The organism is Roseateles sp. 22389 (assembly GCF_052044995.1).
Lineage (GTDB): Bacteria > Pseudomonadota > Gammaproteobacteria > Burkholderiales > Burkholderiaceae_C > Roseateles.
Genome location: NZ_JBQEOF010000014.1, coordinates 29488 through 45512, shown reverse-complemented (window position 1 = coordinate 45512; position 16025 = coordinate 29488). Strand labels below are relative to the sequence as shown.

The window sequence follows — 16025 nt, the reverse complement described above, 5'->3', positions numbered from 1 at the left end:
GCGCGAGCGCAGCCAGCGTGCGATCGACGCCTTCATCGAGGCCCTCTGGATCGAGGAGGGCCTGTCGCGCAACACGCAGCTGGCCTATCGCCGCGACCTGCAACTGCTGGCCGACTGGCTGGCGGCCGAGCCGCGTCTGGCGCTGGACGACACCCGCGAGCAGGACTTGTTCGGCTACGCGGCCGCGCGACACGAGGGCGGCAAGGCGACCTCCGCGAACCGGCGGCTGTCGGTGTTCAAGCGCTACTTCCGCTGGGCCTTGCGGGAACGCCGGCTGGAGCGCGATCCCACCCTCAAGCTCAGCGCCGCCAAGCAGCCGGTGCGCGTGCCCAAGACGCTGCACCAGACCCAGGTCGAGGCGCTGCTGGACGCGCCCGACGTCGGCACCGCGCAGGGGCTGCGCGACCGCGCGATGCTCGAGTTGATGTACGCCAGCGGCCTGCGCGTCACCGAGCTGGTGACGCTCAAGAGCGTGCATGTCGGCCTGCGCGAGGCGGTGCTGCGCGTCACCGGCAAGGGCGAGAAGGAGCGGCTGGTGCCCTTCGGCGAGGAGGCGCACGCCTGGCTGATGCGCTACCTGCAGGAGGCGCGTCCGCAGCTGCTGAGCGCGCGCAACACCGATGACCTCTTCCTGTCCCGCTTCGGCCAGGCGATGACGCGCGAGACCTTCTGGCGCATCGTCAAGAAATACGCGGTGGTGGCGGGCATCACCAGCCCGATCTCGCCGCACACGCTGCGGCATGCCTTCGCTACGCACCTGCTGAACCATGGCGCGGACCTGCGCGCGGTGCAGCTGCTGCTCGGCCATGCCGACCTGTCCACGACGCAGATCTACACGCACGTGGCGCGGGAGCGCCTGAAGGCGCTGCATGCGGCGCACCATCCGCGGGGTTGAGCGCGCGCTTGAAGGCGAGGCTGAGCGCGAGCCTGAGCGCCGGTCGCGCCGGCGCCGCCTCAGTCCACCGGCAGGCCCGCCGGCGGCTTGATCTCCTCCAGGCAGATCATCGACCGCACGTCCGCGACGCCGTCCAGCTGCATCAGCTTGTCGGTGAGGAACTTGGACAGCGCCTGCAGGTCGCGCGCCACCACCTTCAGCAGGTAGTCCGAGTCGCCCGAGACGGTGTGGCACTCCAGGATCTCGGGGAAGTCGCGGATCAGCGACTCGATCTCGCGCACGCGGGCGAAGGCCTGCGCGGTGATGTTCAGGCTGACATAGGCGGTGACGCCCAGCCCGAGCGCCAGCGGCGCCACGTCGGCGCGATAGCCCCGCAGCACGCCACGTTCCTCCAGCGCGCGCACGCGGCGGAAGCACTGCGGCGCGGACAGGTGGACCTGTGCCGCCAGGTCCACGTTGGACATGCGGCCGTCGCGCTGCAGCGCCTCCAGGATGCGCAGGTCGATCGCGTCCAGCGTCACCGGCCCGAGGGGGCGGGGGCGCGCCGGCGCCGCGGCCGGCCGGCCCGCGCTGATCGCCGGGGCGGGAACGGATCGAGGCGGCTTCTTGTCCAACTTGTTCATCGGCGAGGTCGTGATGAGGAATTGTTGCGATTCTAGGGATTCGCGTGAACGAAGCGTGCGTGAGAGCGCGCTGCCCGCAGCGAACGCGACGCCGTCATCGGCGAGAATCGCGCCCCATGGATCACAGCTTCCTCTCCGCCCTCATCCTGCTGCTGCTGGTGCTCGACCCGCTGGGCAGCCTGCCGATCTTCATCCCCATCATGCGGGCCGTGCCGCGCGAGCGCCGGCTGAAGGTCGCGCTGCGCGAGGTCGGCATCGCCTTCGCGGTGCTGCTGGCCTTCATGTTCCTGGGCGAGGGCTTCCTGCGCCTGATGCACCTGTCGGAGCGCTCGCTCGAGGTGGCCGGCGGCGTGATCCTGATCATCATCGCGATCCGGATGATCTTCAGCCATGCCGGCGAGTCGGCCTACGGCGTGGACACCGGACGCGAGCCCTTCATCTTCCCGCTGGCGGTGCCGCTGCTGGCCGGCCCGTCCGCGATGGCGACGGTGCTGCTGCTGGCCTCGCGCCAGCCGGACCGGGTGGCTGAATGGATCGGCGCGCTGTTCACCGCGATGGTCATCTCCTTCCTCGCGCTGATCCTGGCCGACCGCATCCGCAAGCTGCTGGGCGACTCGGTGGTCTCGGCGCTGGAGAAACTGATGGGCCTGGTGCTGACCGCCATCGCGGTCGAGATGATCCTGTCGGGCCTGAAGCGCTACTTCGTCGGCGGGCTCTGATCGGCTGAATTGGCCGGCCCGGTCCGCGCGGCCTGCGCCGCGCGCTATTCCGCCGCCATCATGCCGTAGACCGCGACGTCGTTGTCGTACCAGCGCTCCACGCCGCGATAGCGCATGCCGAGCTTGGTCATCACATGCGAGGACGCCTCGTTGGCCGGGTCGCAGACGGCCACCAGCTGCGGCGCGCGCAGGTCGTCGAAGGCGAAGGCGGCCATGCGGCGCGCGGCCTCCGAGCCGTAGCCGCGGTTCCAGCGGTCGCGCCGCAGGCGCCAGCCGATCTCGTGCGGATTGGCCGCGTCGCGGCCCAGGTGCTGGATGCAGCCGGCGCCGACGATCTCACCGGTGTCGATCTCGAAGAAAGTCCACCAGCTGTAGCCCCATTCGGCCCAGCGCGCCTTGACGCGGTCGATCATCGCCTGCGTGTCCTCGAGCGTGTCGGGCTTGCCCGTGATGTAGCGCATCACGTCCAGGTCGCGATTCATCTCGAACAGGCCGTGCAGATGCGCATCGGTCATGGGCTCCAGGCGGAGCCGGGCGGTGGTCAGTGAGGTCATCGGGCGACTGTACGGCGGTTCAGCGGTTCAGCGGGCATGACGCCGGTCATCCGTCGGCCTCGGCGGCCTCGGCGGCCAGCTCCTCGGCCGTGCGCCGCAGCGCCGAGAGGTCGAGCTCCTCCGGCGGCAACGCGCCGTTGAGCCAGCGGATGCGGCAGCGGCCGGCGCGTTTGGACTCGAACATGGTCTGGTCGGCGCGGCTCATCAGCACCTCCGGGTCGACGCCGTCCAGCGGGTAATGCGCCACGCCGAAGCTGCTGCCGACCTGCACCGTCACGCCGCTGGACAGCCGCACCGGGGCGAGGATCTCGCGCAGCAGCCGCTCGCAGGCCGGCCGGCTGTCGGCCACCGCGGGCAGCGGGGTCAGCAGCACGACGAACTCGTCGCCGCCCAGCCGCGCGGCCGTGTCCGAGCCCCGGATGCCGCTGGACAGCCGCTGCGCGACGACCTGGAGCACCTCGTCGCCGGCGTCGTGGCCGTGGGCGTCGTTGATGGCCTTGAAGCCGTCCAGGTCCAGGTAGGCGACCGCCATCTTCTGCGATTGCCGCTGCGCCACGGCCATCGCCTGGCGCAGCCGGTCGGCCAGCAGCACCCGGTTGGGCAGGCCGGTGAGCGCGTCATGGAAGGCGGCCCGCTCCACGCGCGCCTCGTGCGCCTTGCTCTGCGTGATGTCGGCCATCATCCAGAGCGTCGTGTCCACGTCGCGCTCGCCCGGCAGCGCCACGCCGTTGAGGTCGATCCAGACCAGGCTGCCGTCCTTGCGCCGCATCTGCAGCTGGCTGCGGTAGTGGCCGCCGCGGCTCAGCACCGGATAGGCATTGCGGCCCAGCGCGGCGAAGGTGTCCTCGTCGACATAGAGCTCGCGCACCGGCAGGCCGAGCATCTCGTCGGCGCCGTAGCCGAAGAGCTGTTCCAGCGCGCGGTTCTTCCAGACGATGCGTCGGCCGCGCAGCTTGGCGATGGCGATGACGTCGGCGTCCAGCATCGCCTGCTGGTCCAGCGTCAGGCGGCGCAGGTCCTCGGTCATCGCGTCGGCCAGCGCCTGCGCCCGCGCCCGGCCGGCCGCGAGCAGGTAGGTCGTGGCCGACAGCAGCGCGGTCAGCAGCAGGCCGATCAGGCCCGGCCCCCAGCCCGCCGCGTCGATGACGGCGCGCTCGTAGGCGGTCGTCAGCGCGGCCTCGAGCCGGAACGCCCGCCCGGCGATCTCCACCCGGCGCTCGGCCGCCACCACGCGGAGGTCGAAGGCGGGCCGCGCGCTCGGCGCGGCATCCAGCGGCTGGATGCCGGTGCTGGAGTCGAGCAGCAGGTCCTCGGTCGCGGTCTGGTCGTCGACCAGCAGGCGGAAATCCATCGGCGCCGCCGCCAGGCCTTCCTTGAGCCCGTGCAGGATCTCCTGCGCCACCAGCGGCGCGTAGAGCAGGCCCAGCAGCGCCTGGCGCCGCTGGGCGGCGTCGATCGGGTCGGCGCCGTCGCGGAACACCGGCACCAGCAGCACCATGCCGGGGCCGTGCGCGTGGTCCTGCACCAGCGGCACCGGCGCCGACAGCGTGGCTTCGCCGGTGGCGATGGCGCGCTCGATCGCGCGCCGCCGGATCGCCTCCGAGCCCAGGTCGAAGCCCCAGGCCGCGTAGTTCTGCGACAGCGGCTCGATGTGCGCGACGACGAACAGGTCGGGCGCGTCGCCCCGGCTGCGCACGGTGAACTGCGGCGCGCCGTTGGCGCGCTCGGCGGCGATGAAGGCGGGCAGGTCAGCGCGCTTGACCCGCGGCACGAAGCCGAAGCCGCGCACGCCGGGGAATTCGCGCGTCAGGTCGCGCGACTGGACGTAGGCGCGGAAGGATTGCCGGTCGACGCGCCCGCCCAGCGCGGCCAGTGCGCCGCGCGCGCCCTTGAGGCCGTACACCGGCTGGACGAAGCGCTGGACGATGTCGCGCTCCAGCCGCTCCATCTGGGCGTCGAGCAGGCGATGGGCCTCGGCCACGACGCGGTTGCGGTTCCACAGCATCGCGCTGAGCGTCAGCGCCAGCCCGGCCAGCAACACCAGCAGCGCGCCGACGACGGCGGGCATCGGCAGGTCGCCGGCCCCGGAGGATGGTGCGGGCGTGGGCGCTGGGGCCGGGAGCGGGGACGCGAGGTCGTGCGCTGGAGCGTCGTGCACGGGCGGGGCGGCGGGGCCGCTGGGCGTGGACACAGCCGGGTACTTTAGAGCAGCCGCCGCGCGGCGGCATGGCGTCCCTGCGGCGCGTCCGGATTCGTTACATCTGCCGCGACGCGTCGCCGCGCAAGCGCCTATCCTCCCTCGCTCAAGGGGGCGGCGCGCGGCTTGCTCCTGTGCTGCAATCAATCCTCATCTCCGGCGAAGGCGGGCAGCATGGCTCAAGACTCGGACAGGGGCCCCGGGGCCTGGTGGGCATTCCTGAGGCGGCGCTGGGTGGCGCGCCGCGACCCGCCCGCGCGGGTGGCCGCGGCGGACGAGGCGCAGTTGATGGACGGCCTCAAACGCGAGGCCGCCCGGGCGCAGCGCCATCGCCACGACGGCGTGCTGATGCTGCTGGAACTCGATCCCTGGACCCGCCTGCAGCAGCAGCACGGCCAGGAATGCCTGCAGGCGCTGGACGAGCGCCTGGACCAGCTGATGCGGCAGCAATTGCGCGGCGGCGACTGGCTGCTGCCGCTGCCGCGCGGCGTCTGGGCCGCCTACCTGCCGTGCACCGATCCACTGGGCGCGCTGGACGCGGCCGACCGGCTGCGGGCGCGCGTCGCGACGCTGGACTACCGCTGGCAGGGCCAGTCGCTCCCTTTGAGCGCGAGCCTGGGCCTGGCCCATTGGCAGGACTGGCGGCGCGAGCCGCAGCAGGGTGCTGACCAGCTGCTGCAGCAGGCGCGCCAGGCGCTGGCGATGGCGCGCGGCGCCGGCTGCAACTGCGTACGCGCCTACGCGGCGATGCCCTCCGGCCGCAACCGCTACAGCGGAACGCGCCCGGCCTGACGCCGTCGTCCGTCGTCCGCCATCCCGCGGCCATCGGCCCGCGGTCCGTCCGTGGTCGGTGGCGCTACAGCGGCACCCGGCCGGCGTAGCCGGTCATCTCCAGGTAGCCCCAGCCCAGCCCGCGGCCGGCCTCGTCGCTCACGCGCGCCACGCCCTCCCAGTACGGGAAGCCGGTGCTGAGCCGGGTGTCGATCTCCTGGGCCGCGTAGGCCGCCTCGACGAGCAGCACGCCGCGCGGCGTATGGATGCGCCAGCGCACCGGGTAGGTGGCCCGGCTCACCGGGCTCTTCCAGAAGGCCAGCGGCTCGAAGCGCAGTTGCTGGTCGAAATCGACCGGCGCGCCGCCTTGCGCGCCGCGCCAGCTGCCGCCGGTCCAGATCACCGCGCCGTCGTGCGCGCGCATCTGGAACAGCGTCAGCGAGGAGCCGTCGTCCAGGTTCAGGCCGAGCCAGTCCCAGCCGACCGCCCGGTCCGGCGCGGCGTCGGCGCCGCGACCGAGGTACTGGTTGCTCCACTCGTGGTCCAGCCAGGCGCTGGCCCGCACCGTGCGCGTGCCGCCGTCGCGCAGCGCGAGCCGGCCGCTGCCGGCCAGCTGCGGCTCGCTGACGTAGCGGCTGGCCTGCTGCGCGCCGGGGCCCTTGCGCGACCAGCCCGCGCGGCCCTGCAGCAGCGGCGCCAGCGGCGCGTCCAGCGTCAGCGCGAGCGCGAAGCCTGCGTGCTCGCTGGGCATCGACAGCGCATAACGGCTGCGGCCGTCGGGGCCGTCGCTGCGCCGCAGCTGCCAGGCGCCCAGGCGCACGCGGGTGTCGTCGGTGTCGGCGCGCGCGTTGGCGAAGCCGTGGCGCAGCACCTGCTGGTCGTGCAGCAGCCGCTGGCGCCCGAGGTCCGAGATCGCCGCGTGGCCCAGCATCACCTGGTCCGGCGCGAAGGCCGACGACAACGGACGCTGGAGCGCATGGCGGACGCGGAAGAAGGTGAGCTGGAAGCCGAAGTCCGGCCGCGTCGTCTCGCCGGCGCGCCCGTCGACCCGCAGCACGCCGGTGACGTACCACCACTCGATGCGGGTCTCGGGGTGCGCGCCGTGGTCGCGGGGAAAGCGCAGTGGCGCGTCGGACAGCGTCTCGTCGGTCGGCGTGGCCTGCGCGCGGGCCAGCCCCATCGCGCCGAGGCCGGCGAGCGCGCCCAGCAGCGGTCGTCGTCCGATCATCACCAGTCCTCCCGCACCGCGCGCAGCGCCTCGCCCCGGCCGGCGCGCAGCGCGCGGGCGCTGGCCCAAGCGGCGGTCACGCCGGTGGCGACCAGGCTGGCCGCGAGCAGCGCCGCGACCCGGCCCGCCGGCACCGACCAGTCCATGCTCCAGTGGAAGCTCTGCGGATTGAGCCGGAACACCAGCACCGCGCTGATCGCCAGGCCGACGACCAGTCCCATCAGCGCGCCGGCCACCGCCTGCAGCAGGCTCTCGGCCAGCACCAGCCGGCGCAGCATCGCGCGCGTCAGTCCCAGGTGCAGCAGCAGGCCGAATTCCCGCCGGCGCGCCAGCAACTGCGCCGACAGGCTGGCCGCGACGCCGAACAGCCCCAGCCCCAGGCCCACCGCCTGCAGCCAGTAGGTGATGGCGAAGCTGCGGTCGAAGATCGCCAGCGAGAAGCGGCGGAGCTCGCCGGCGGAGGCGATCTCCAGCGAGTCCGGCGCCCCCGAGGCCTCGCGCAGCGCCTGCTGCGCCGCGACCGGATCGGCGCCGGGCCGCAGCCACAGCGCCAGCTCGGTGATCGCCGCGTCGCCGCTGAGCCGTTCCCAGTCGCGCCGCTCCATCAGCACCGCACCGGTCTGGCGGCTGTAGTCGCGCCAGATCGCCTTCACCGCGACCGGCAACTGCCGGCCCTCCAGCCGCAGCGTGAAGCGGTCGCCGGGCGCCAGGCGCAGCTCGTCGCGCATCGCCTCGTTGATGTAGACCGGCTGCACGCCGTCCGGCAGCGCGACCGCCTCGCCCTGCAGCGGCAGGCGGTGGTCCAGCGGCCGTGCCAGCAGCGTCGTGCTGCCGGTCATGCCGCGCACGGTGAAGCCGATGTCGCGGGTGCGCTGCGCCGCCACGCGGTCGATGCCGGGCAGCCGCGCGGCCGAGGCGGCGAGCCCCGGCGGCATCGGCTGGCCCTGCTGGGCGCTGTCGCGGGCGGTCTGGCGCAGGTAGAGATCGGCCGGCAGCATGTCGCTCAGCCATTGGTCCAGGGACTGGCGGAAGCTCGCGACCATCACCAGCATCGCCACCGCGAGCGCCAGCGCGACCAGCACGCCGGCGATCAGCCGGCCGGCCTCGCCCGCCTGGTCGCGGGCGCGTTCCACCGCCAGCAGCGGCAGCGCGCGTCGCGCCGCCCAGCCGCGCAGCAGGCCGGTGATCGCGCGCAGCACGAAGGGCACGCTGCCCAGCGCGCCCAGCAGCAGCGCCACCATCGCGGCGTAGGCGCCCAGCGGCAGCCCGAGCACCGGCCGCATCGCCGCCAGTGGCAGCGCGGCCAGCAGCAGCGCCGGACCGATCCACCACCAGCGGCCCGTGTCGCCGCCGCTGCCCAGGCCCTTGAGCACCTGGGCGACCGGCAGCCGGCGCAGCCGCGCCAGTGGCAGCGCCGCCGCACCCAGGCTGACCAGCGGGCCGAGCGCGAGCAGGCCCACGATCGACGCCGTCGAGAGCCGCAGCGCGGGCCGGCCGCCGCTGAGCCCGGTCAAACCGCTGCCCAGGTCGCCGCCGAGCGCCTGCAGCCCGAGTTCCGCCAGCCCGATCGCCAGGCCCAGGCCCAGCACCGCGCCGGCCAGGCCCAGCGCCAGCGCCTCGGACACCAGCAGCGCCAGGCGCTGCCTTGCGCTCATGCCCAGCACGCCGAGCAGCGCCAGCTGCGGCAGGCGCTGCGCCACCGACAGGCTGTGCACCGCGAAGACCATGAACGCGCCGACGAACAGCGCCATCAGCGACAGCACGCCCAGGTTGAGCCGGTAGGCGCGCGTCAGGCGGCGGGCGTCGTCGGCCTGCTGGCGAGCCTGGTCCTCGGGCGCGTGCGCCGACACGCCGGGCGGCCAGGCCGCCGGCACCGCGTGGCCGGTGGCCATGCGCAGCAGGATGGCGTCGAGCTGGCCCGGACGATGCAGCAGTTGCTGGGCCCAGGCGATGTCCATGATCACCAGCGCCTGCTGGCGATCCGGCACCCGGCCGACGATCGGCAGCGGGGCGGGCTCGCCGGGCAGGTCCACGCGCAGACCAGCGGGGGCCTCCAGGCCGAGCCGCGTCCAGGCGGCGTCGCTGACCAGCAGCGCGGGCTCGCGCAGCGCGCGGCCGAGGTCCGCGCCGTCCATCCGCGGCAACCACTGCGGATGGAAGGCGCCGATCTGGAACAGGTCCAGGCCGATGAGCCGCACCCGCTGCCATTGGCCGTCGCGTCCCTGCAGCCGGATGCTCGCGTCGAGCCGGGGCGCGATCGCGGCGATGTCCTCGCGCGCGGCGAGCTCGGCGAAGAAGCGGTCGGACAGCGGCGCGGCGCCGGCGGTGGCGCCGAGTTCGACATCGGCCTGCGCGCTGCTCTGCCGCGCGGCCGATTCGAACTGCGCCAGGGCCGAGGCATTGATCCAGTGGACCGCGCCCGCGAGCGCCAGGCCCAGCGCGATCGTCAGCAGCGCGGCGAGCTGCCGGCCCCACTGCAGGCGCAGCGCGGGCCAGGACAGCTGCCACCACCAGCCCCAGGCGCGCCGCAGGCCGGCGAGCGGGGCGTGGCGGCCGGTGTCGCGCGGCGGGGAGACGGTCGGGGCGCTCATGCGGTGGGGACGGGCAATCGGCGGGCTCGGGCGTCGCGCCCTCAGGCCTCGACGAGGCGGCCGTCCTCCAGCCGCAGGCGCCGGTCCGCGAGCTCGGCGGCATGGGCCGAGTGCGTCACCAGCAGGCAGGCCGCGCCCTGGTCGCGCAGCTGCTGGCGCAGCAGCCGCATGACCTGGTCGGCATGGGCGGGATCGAGGTTGCCGGTGGGCTCGTCGGCCAGCACCAGCACCGGGCGGTGCACCAGCGCGCGGGCGATGGCCACGCGCTGCAACTGGCCGCCGGAGAGCTGGCGCGGCAGGTGGCGGGCTTGCGCGCCCAGGCCGACCGCGTCCAGCATCTCCTCGACGCGGCGCGCGTCGGGCTTGCCCTGCAGCAGCAGCGGCAGCGCGACGTTGTCCCGCACGGTCAGGTGGGGCAGCACGTGGAAGGCCTGGAACACGAAGCCGAGTTGCTCGCGACGCAGCCGGGCCTGGCCGGATTCATCCAGGGCGAGCAGGTCGCGGCCCTGCAGCACCACCTGGCCGCGATCCAGCGGCTCGAGCGCCGCGAGTCCGTTCAGCAGCGTGGACTTGCCGCTGCCGGATTCGCCGAGCAGCGCCAGCATCTCGCCGCGATGCAGCGTCAGCGAGAGGTGCTCGAACAGGGTTTGCGCGCCGTAGCGCTTGGTCAGGCCGGTGGCGGTGAGGAGGGGGACGTCCATCGTCGAGCTCAGTCGGCGCCGGCAGTGGCGGTGTCGTCGGCGAGCGCGATCAGCTGTTCGAGCGCGTCGGGCGCTTCCGCCGCCACCACGCGCCGCGCCGGCATGCTGCGCAGCCAGGTGATCTGGCGCTTGGCGAGTTGCCGCGTCGCGGCGGTGCCCAGTTCGCGCAGGGCCGCGAGGTCGGGCGCGGCTTCGTTGGCGTCGAGCAGTTCCCAGGCTTGCCGATAACCGACGCAGCGCATCGACGGCAGCCCCAGGTGCAGGTCGCCGCGGGCGCGCAGGCACCGCACCTCGTCGATGAAGCCCTGTTCGATCATCAGCTCGAAGCGCTGCGCGAGGCGCTGGTGCAGCCAGGCGCGCGCCGCGTCCGAGGGCTCCAGGGAGATCAGCGGCCAGTCGACGCCCTGCGCGCGCTGGCGCCGGTAGAGCGCCGACATCGGTTCACCGCTGAGCAGGCAGACCTCGAGCGCGCGCTGGATGCGCTGCGCGTCCAGCGGCGCTAGGCGGGCGGCGGTGTCCGGATCCAGCGCGGCCAGCCGCGCATGCATCGCGGGCCAGCCGTCGCGGGCGGCCTCGGCATCGAGTTGCGCACGCAGCGCCGGGTCGGCCTGCGGCAGCTCGGACAGGCCGTCGAACAGCGCCTTGAAATAAAGCATCGTGCCGCCGACCAGCAGCGGCCGCGCGCCGCGGGCCTGGATCTCGGGCACCAGCCGCAGCGCGTCGCGGACGAACTGCGCCGCCGAGTAGCTCGCGGTCGGCTCGAGGACGTCGATCAGGTGATGCGGCACCGCGGCGAGTTCTTCCGGCGTCGGCTTGGCGGTGCCGATGTCCATGCCGCGGTACACCAGCGCGGAGTCGACGCTGATGATCTCCACCGGCTGGCGGCGCGCGATCGCGAGCGCGGCCGCTGTCTTGCCGCAGCCCGTCGGCCCGGCGAGGCACAGCGGCCGCAATGCCGGCGGCGGGCAGGGCGCGACCGCGGCGGCCGTTGCGGCCATCGCGGCCGGCGCTTCGATCAAAAGCGCTCCCAGGGTGCGAGGTAGCGCCACTGGCCCGGCGGCAGCTGGCCCAGCGGGATGCGGCCGATGCGCACGCGCTTGAGCGCCAGCACCTTCAGGCCGACCAGCTCGCACATGCGGCGGATCTGGCGCTTGCGGCCCTCGCGCAGGACGAAGCGCAACTGGTCCTCGTTGGCCCAGCTGACCTTGGCCGGCTTGAGCTGGACNCTCGAGGCCGTGGTTCAGCAGCGCGATCGCCTTCGGATCGAGCTGGTGCTGCGGATGCTGCCCGGCGTCGCCGTGCTCGAGGGCGACGCGCACCAGGTATTCCTTCTCGACGTCGGAGTCCTCGCCGATCAGGTGGCGCGCGATGCGGCCGTCCTGCGTCAGGACCAGCAGGCCGGTGGAGTCGATGTCCAGCCGGCCGGCGGGCGCGAGATTGCGGCCGTGGCCGGGTGCCCAGTGGATCTTGGCGGGATCCTCGCCCCAGTGCGTGTCGGCCTTGACCAGCACCGACGCCGGCTCGTAGCCGTCCTCGGCCTGGCCGGAGACATAACCGATGGGCTTGTGCAGCAGGATGGTCACGCGCTGCGCCTGCTGCTCGCGGGCGGCGGGATCGACTTCGATCTTCGCGTCCGGGCCGACGCGCTGGCCCAGCGTCGCGGGCTCGCCGTCGACGGTGACCCAGCCGGCCTCGATCCACTCGTCGGCTTCGCGGCGCGAGGCCAGGCCGAGTTCGCTCATGCGCTTGGACAGGCGTTCGCCGGCGTCGGGATCGGCCAGGCGCACCGGTGCGGGTTGACGCGGCGCGTCCGGCTGGCGCGGACGGTCGGTGCGCTCGGCGCGCTCCTCGCGTTCGGCGCGAGCGTGGACGTCGCCCGGATGGGCGGCGCCCCGATCACCGACGGGCGCGCGGCGCGGCCGGTCCTCGCCGTGACGGAAGCCGGGATTCGCGCCCGGGCCCGAACCGTAGCGCGAGCCTTCGGCGCCGCGGCCGTAGCGGTCGCCGCCCCGTTCATCGCGACGCGGACGGTCGCCGTAGCCGCGGTCCCCCGCCGGGCGGTCCCCGAAGGGACGGTCGCGCTGAGGACGGTCTCCCTGGGGGCGCTCGCCAAAAGCGCGTGGGCCCTGAGGACGGTCGCCGTAGCCGCGGTCCCCTTGCGGGCGGGCGGGGCGGTCACCGTAACGGTCGCCGCCGCGGTCGTCGCGGCGCGGACGGTCTCCCTCGAAGCGGGAACGGTCCTCTTGGCGCGGGCGGTCGTTGTCACGCGGGCGATCGCCGTAGCGGGAACGATCCCCTTGCGAGCGGTCTTCGTAGCGGGGGCGATCTCCGTGCGGACGGTCGCCGTAGCGACCGCGGTCGCCCTGGGGACGGTCGCTGTGGGCGCGGCGTTCGTCGCCGCCCCGGTCAGGGCGGGCGCCGAAACCACCACGGTCCTCGCGCGGGCCGCGGTCGGCGCGATCGCCGTAGCCGCCTTCGCGTTGCGGGCGGCCGGGGCCGCCGCGGCGTTCATCCCGGCCTTGCGGACCGCGCGCGTCGCGGTGGCGATCGTCGCCGCGCGGATCACGGCGCTCCTGGCGACCTTCCTCGGCGCGGCGCTGCTGGAACGAGGCCTCGCGTTCGGCGCGCTCGGCCTGGGCCTTGGCCAGCGTCGGGCGCGGCTTGTTGACACCCTGGCCACGCAGCGGCGCGCGGCGGGGGCCCTTGTCCGGACCGTCCGCGGATTTGGCGTCGGCCGATTTGTTCTTGTTGAGCTTGAGCGTGGCCATGTCGGTACTGCTTCTGGTGAAAGGGTGGATCGCCGATGCGAACGGGAAAGCGGGCGGGGCGAGCGGCGACGGCTCAGCGTCCGCGCAGGAACAGCGCGTCGAGATCGCGGAGGGTCAGTTGGCGCCAGGTCGGGCGGCCGTGGTTGCACTGGTCGGCGCGTTCGGTGCGTTCCATGTCGCGCAGCAGCGCGTTCATCTCGTCGATCGTCAGCTGCCGGTTGGCGCGCACCGCGCCATGGCAGGCCATCGTGGCCAGGATCTCGTGCTGGGCGCGCTCGATCGCATGGCTGGCGTCGAACTGTGCCAGCTCAGCCAGCACGCCGCGGGCCAGCTCCACCACGTCGCCGCCAGCCAGCAGCGCCGGCCGCTCGCGCACCGCCAGCACCTTGGCCGACAGCGGCGAGATGTCCAGGCCGAGCCGGCGCAGCGTCTCCGCCTGCGCCTCGGCGGTGGCGATCTCGGCCGGCGTCGCGGCGAAGGTCACCGGGATCAGCAGCGGCTGGGAGTCGATGCGGGTCTCGCCGAGCGCGGCCTTGAGCCGCTCGTAGACGACGCGCTCATGGGCCGCATGCATGTCGACGATCACCAGGCCCTGGGCGTTCTCGGCCAGCACGTAGATGCCCTGGATCTGCGCGATCGCGCGGCCCAGCGGCCACTCGCCGGCCTGGCTGGGCGGCAGCGGCATCGGTGGCGCATCGCGCAGCAGCGCGGCGGCGGACGAAGCCGGCGCCGTCGGCAGCCCGGCCGCCGGCGCGCCGGCGTAGAGCGCCTCGGCCTGCTCCAGCGCGAGCGCGGTCTGCGCGCGGGTCGGGATCGGCGCGCGCCAGCCTTCCGGGCCGGCGAAGCGGGCCGAGGGGGCGTGATACGGCGCGGGCGGCTCGTAGGCGCGAACGCCGGGCGCCTCCGCTTCGGACGACGCACTGGACGACGCCCCGGACGAGGGTCCGGAGACGGCGGGCGCGCCGTCCATCGGCCGCTCCCAGGCCGGCGTGCCGGTCCAGCGCTGGCGACCCGGGTCCGCGGCCGGCCCGGCGGCAGCGCCTTCGGCCGTGGCTGGCGCGCCGTCCTCCGCGCGGGACAGCGCCAGCGCGGCGACCACGGCGCGGCGCACCTGCTGGTGGATCTCGCGGCCGTCGCGGAAGCGGACCTCGATCTTGGTGGGGTGGACGTTGACGTCGACCAGTTCGGGCTGGACGTCGATGAACAGCACGTAGCTGGGCTGGCGATGGCCGTGCAGCACGTCGTCGAAGGCCGAGCGGATCGCATGGGCGATCAGCTTGTCGCGCACGTAGCGGCCGTTGACGTAGACGTACTGCATGTCGGCGCGGCTGCGGGCGGCTTCGGGCAGGCCGACGCGGCCGTGGATGCGCATCGGGCCGACCTCGGCGAAGACCTCGCGGCTCTGCGCGATGAATTCCTCGTTCAGGACTTCGGCGATCCGCTGCGGCAGCGGCGACGCGCGCCACTGGTCGACCAGCTTGCCCTCGTGCCAGACGGCGAAACCGACGTCGGGGCGGGCGAGGGCGTGGCGCCGCAGCGCTTCCAGGCAGTGCGCCAGCTCGGTGCCCTCACTCTTGAGGAACTTGCGGCGGGCGGGGGTGTTGAAGAACAGCTCGCGGACCTCCACCGAGGTGCCTCTGGCGCGGGCGGCGGGGCTGAGCTCGCCGGTGCGGGCTTCCAGCCGCCAGGCATGCGGGGCGCCGTGGAAGCGGGAGATGATGGCCAGTTCCGCGATCGAGGACACGGCGGCGAGGGCCTCGCCGCGGAAGCCCATGGTGGCGACGGCCTCGAGGTCGCCGAGGCTGCCGATCTTGCTGGTGGCGTGGCGCTTGATGGCGAGCGGCAGTTCGCCATCGGGGATGCCGTGGCCGTCGTCCTCGACGATCAGGGAACGGATGCCGCCGGCGATCAGCTTGAGCTGGATCTGGCCGGCGCCGGCGTCCAGCGCGTTGTCGACCAGTTCGCGCACGACGGAGGACGGGCGTTCGACGACCTCGCCGGCGGCGATCTGGGAAATCAGTTCATCGGGGAGTTCGCGGATCGCGCGGCGCGCGCCGGAGACGGCGTGGCCCTGATCGGCCGCGGAGTCCGCCATCGGGGCGAGGGTGTCATCCATGGGGCGCGATTGTAGGAGGAGCGGGAAATGCGCTTCGGTCCTGGCGGGCGGCCACCCCGCCAACGAATCACCCAGTAGGTGATCACACCGATTCCCCACACCAGCGTCGCCTGGCGGGGCCAGTCCAGCGCCATCGACTCCACGATCCGGTGCGTCATCCAGTAATTGGCTGGACCCGTCTGAGCCACGCAGATGTCCACCACGGCATGGAGCAGCACGACGAGGAGGAAAGACCGCGTTGCCAGGTAGAGCGTTCCCAGCGTCGCGCCGCCGACGAGGTACCACGACATCGTTTCCGGACTGGTCATCGCCTTTTTCCCATGGACCAGCAGGAACAACCCAGCTTGAATCACCACCGCGAGCACGGCGGGAATGCCGACGCGGATCAGACGACCCAGCAGCACATAGCGATGGATGAATTCCTCCATCAATGCAATAGACAGCACGGCCAGGGTGGAGCCGACCAGCGCGGATGCGCTGATCAGGTCCAAGGCGCGCCAATCCGAGAATCGCTCGACGCCAAGGAGCATGCACAGCGGTGCAGTGAGCAGCGCCAAGGCGGCGAATCTCCTGTCGTTTCGTTGGGCTCGGCCGGTGTTCAGGCCGGAGGCGATCAGCCCATATCTGGGGCGCAGCGCCGGCACGATCGCCATGATGCCGATGCCGGTGATGACAAACGGAGTCGCTCTTGCCCAGACCGCGTCATCAAGCCAGCTTCGCCAGGGAAGGCTGAATACGGCGCCAACAGCGTAGAGGAGCGCCGCGTAAATCACGGAGATTTCAACGACTGTGCCGATGGCATGGAGGCACTTTTGAACGATCCGCATGCGTCATTTCCAATGAAATTGGGGAACCCCTGCGG

General features: G+C 73.3%; 12 protein-coding genes and 1 pseudogene (1 of these 13 running past the window's edge). 3 read left to right on the top strand and 10 right to left on the bottom strand.

The window, feature by feature from the left end:
- Nucleotides 1-895, top strand: the 3' portion of a protein-coding gene (xerD, locus tag ACTJKJ_RS18780) for a site-specific tyrosine recombinase XerD (RefSeq protein WP_440821349.1). It extends 20 nt beyond the left edge of the window; only the last 895 of its 915 coding nucleotides appear in the window; its start codon lies beyond the left edge, outside the window; the stop codon is at nt 893-895.
- 59 nt (nt 896-954) lie between these two features.
- On the opposite strand, the gene ACTJKJ_RS18775 is transcribed toward xerD, so the two are convergent.
- The gene (locus ACTJKJ_RS18775) at nt 955-1518 is read right to left on the bottom strand and encodes an Lrp/AsnC family transcriptional regulator (RefSeq protein ID WP_440821348.1); all 564 of its coding nucleotides are present in this window, start codon (nt 1516-1518) and stop codon (nt 955-957) included.
- Nucleotides 1519-1634: 116 nt separating this feature from the next.
- Here ACTJKJ_RS18775 and ACTJKJ_RS18770 point away from each other — a divergent pair, with 116 nt between their 5' ends.
- Nucleotides 1635-2237, top strand: a complete 603-nt coding sequence (locus tag ACTJKJ_RS18770; protein ID WP_091724054.1) for a MarC family protein — start codon at nt 1635-1637, stop codon at nt 2235-2237.
- 44 nt (nt 2238-2281) lie between these two features.
- Here ACTJKJ_RS18770 and ACTJKJ_RS18765 read toward each other — a convergent pair whose 3' ends face one another.
- Together ACTJKJ_RS18765 and ACTJKJ_RS18760 are read right to left on the bottom strand one after the other, a co-directional pair.
- Entirely contained in the window at nt 2282-2791 is a 510-nt protein-coding gene (locus ACTJKJ_RS18765; RefSeq protein WP_440821347.1) for a GNAT family N-acetyltransferase, read from the bottom strand.
- A 46-nt stretch (nt 2792-2837) separates the two neighbouring features.
- A complete protein-coding gene (locus ACTJKJ_RS18760) occupies nt 2838-4859 on the bottom strand; it encodes a CHASE domain-containing protein (RefSeq protein ID WP_440821346.1) in 2022 nt (673 codons plus the stop codon).
- Between the two features lie 303 nt (nt 4860-5162).
- Between ACTJKJ_RS18760 and ACTJKJ_RS18755 the strand changes: the two genes are divergently transcribed.
- Nucleotides 5163-5780 (top strand): diguanylate cyclase domain-containing protein, encoded by a 618-nt coding sequence (locus tag ACTJKJ_RS18755; protein ID WP_091724062.1) that lies wholly within the window; start codon nt 5163-5165, stop codon nt 5778-5780.
- A gap of 64 nt (nt 5781-5844) precedes the next feature.
- Here ACTJKJ_RS18755 and ACTJKJ_RS18750 read toward each other — a convergent pair whose 3' ends face one another.
- The 7 genes and pseudogenes from ACTJKJ_RS18750 to ACTJKJ_RS18720 form a co-directional block, all read right to left on the bottom strand.
- Entirely contained in the window at nt 5845-6987 is a 1143-nt protein-coding gene (locus tag ACTJKJ_RS18750; protein ID WP_440821345.1) for a lipocalin-like domain-containing protein, read from the bottom strand.
- Entirely contained in the window at nt 6987-9578 is a 2592-nt protein-coding gene (locus ACTJKJ_RS18745; protein WP_440821344.1) for an FtsX-like permease family protein, read from the bottom strand. The genes ACTJKJ_RS18750 and ACTJKJ_RS18745 overlap by 1 nt, the downstream gene beginning before the upstream one ends.
- 41 nt (nt 9579-9619) lie before the next feature.
- Nucleotides 9620-10279, bottom strand: coding sequence for an ABC transporter ATP-binding protein (locus ACTJKJ_RS18740; RefSeq protein WP_091724067.1), 660 nt, complete (start codon nt 10277-10279; stop codon nt 9620-9622).
- A gap of 8 nt (nt 10280-10287) precedes the next feature.
- Nucleotides 10288-11277 (bottom strand): tRNA (adenosine(37)-N6)-dimethylallyltransferase MiaA, encoded by a 990-nt coding sequence (miaA, locus tag ACTJKJ_RS18735; protein WP_440821406.1) that lies wholly within the window; start codon nt 11275-11277, stop codon nt 10288-10290.
- A gap of 342 nt (nt 11278-11619) precedes the next feature.
- Nucleotides 11620-12021 (bottom strand): annotated as a pseudogene (locus tag ACTJKJ_RS18730) (S4 domain-containing protein); the annotation flags it as partial.
- A gap of 1099 nt (nt 12022-13120) precedes the next feature.
- Nucleotides 13121-15163: a DNA mismatch repair endonuclease MutL gene (mutL, locus tag ACTJKJ_RS18725; RefSeq protein WP_440821343.1), complete on the bottom strand. Its 2043-nt coding sequence runs from the start codon at nt 15161-15163 to the stop codon at nt 13121-13123.
- Nucleotides 15064-15990, bottom strand: a complete 927-nt coding sequence (locus tag ACTJKJ_RS18720) for a lysostaphin resistance A-like protein (RefSeq protein WP_440821342.1) — start codon at nt 15988-15990, stop codon at nt 15064-15066. Before ACTJKJ_RS18720 ends, mutL begins: the two co-directional genes overlap by 100 nt.
- Nucleotides 15991-16025: the final 35 nt, after the last annotated feature.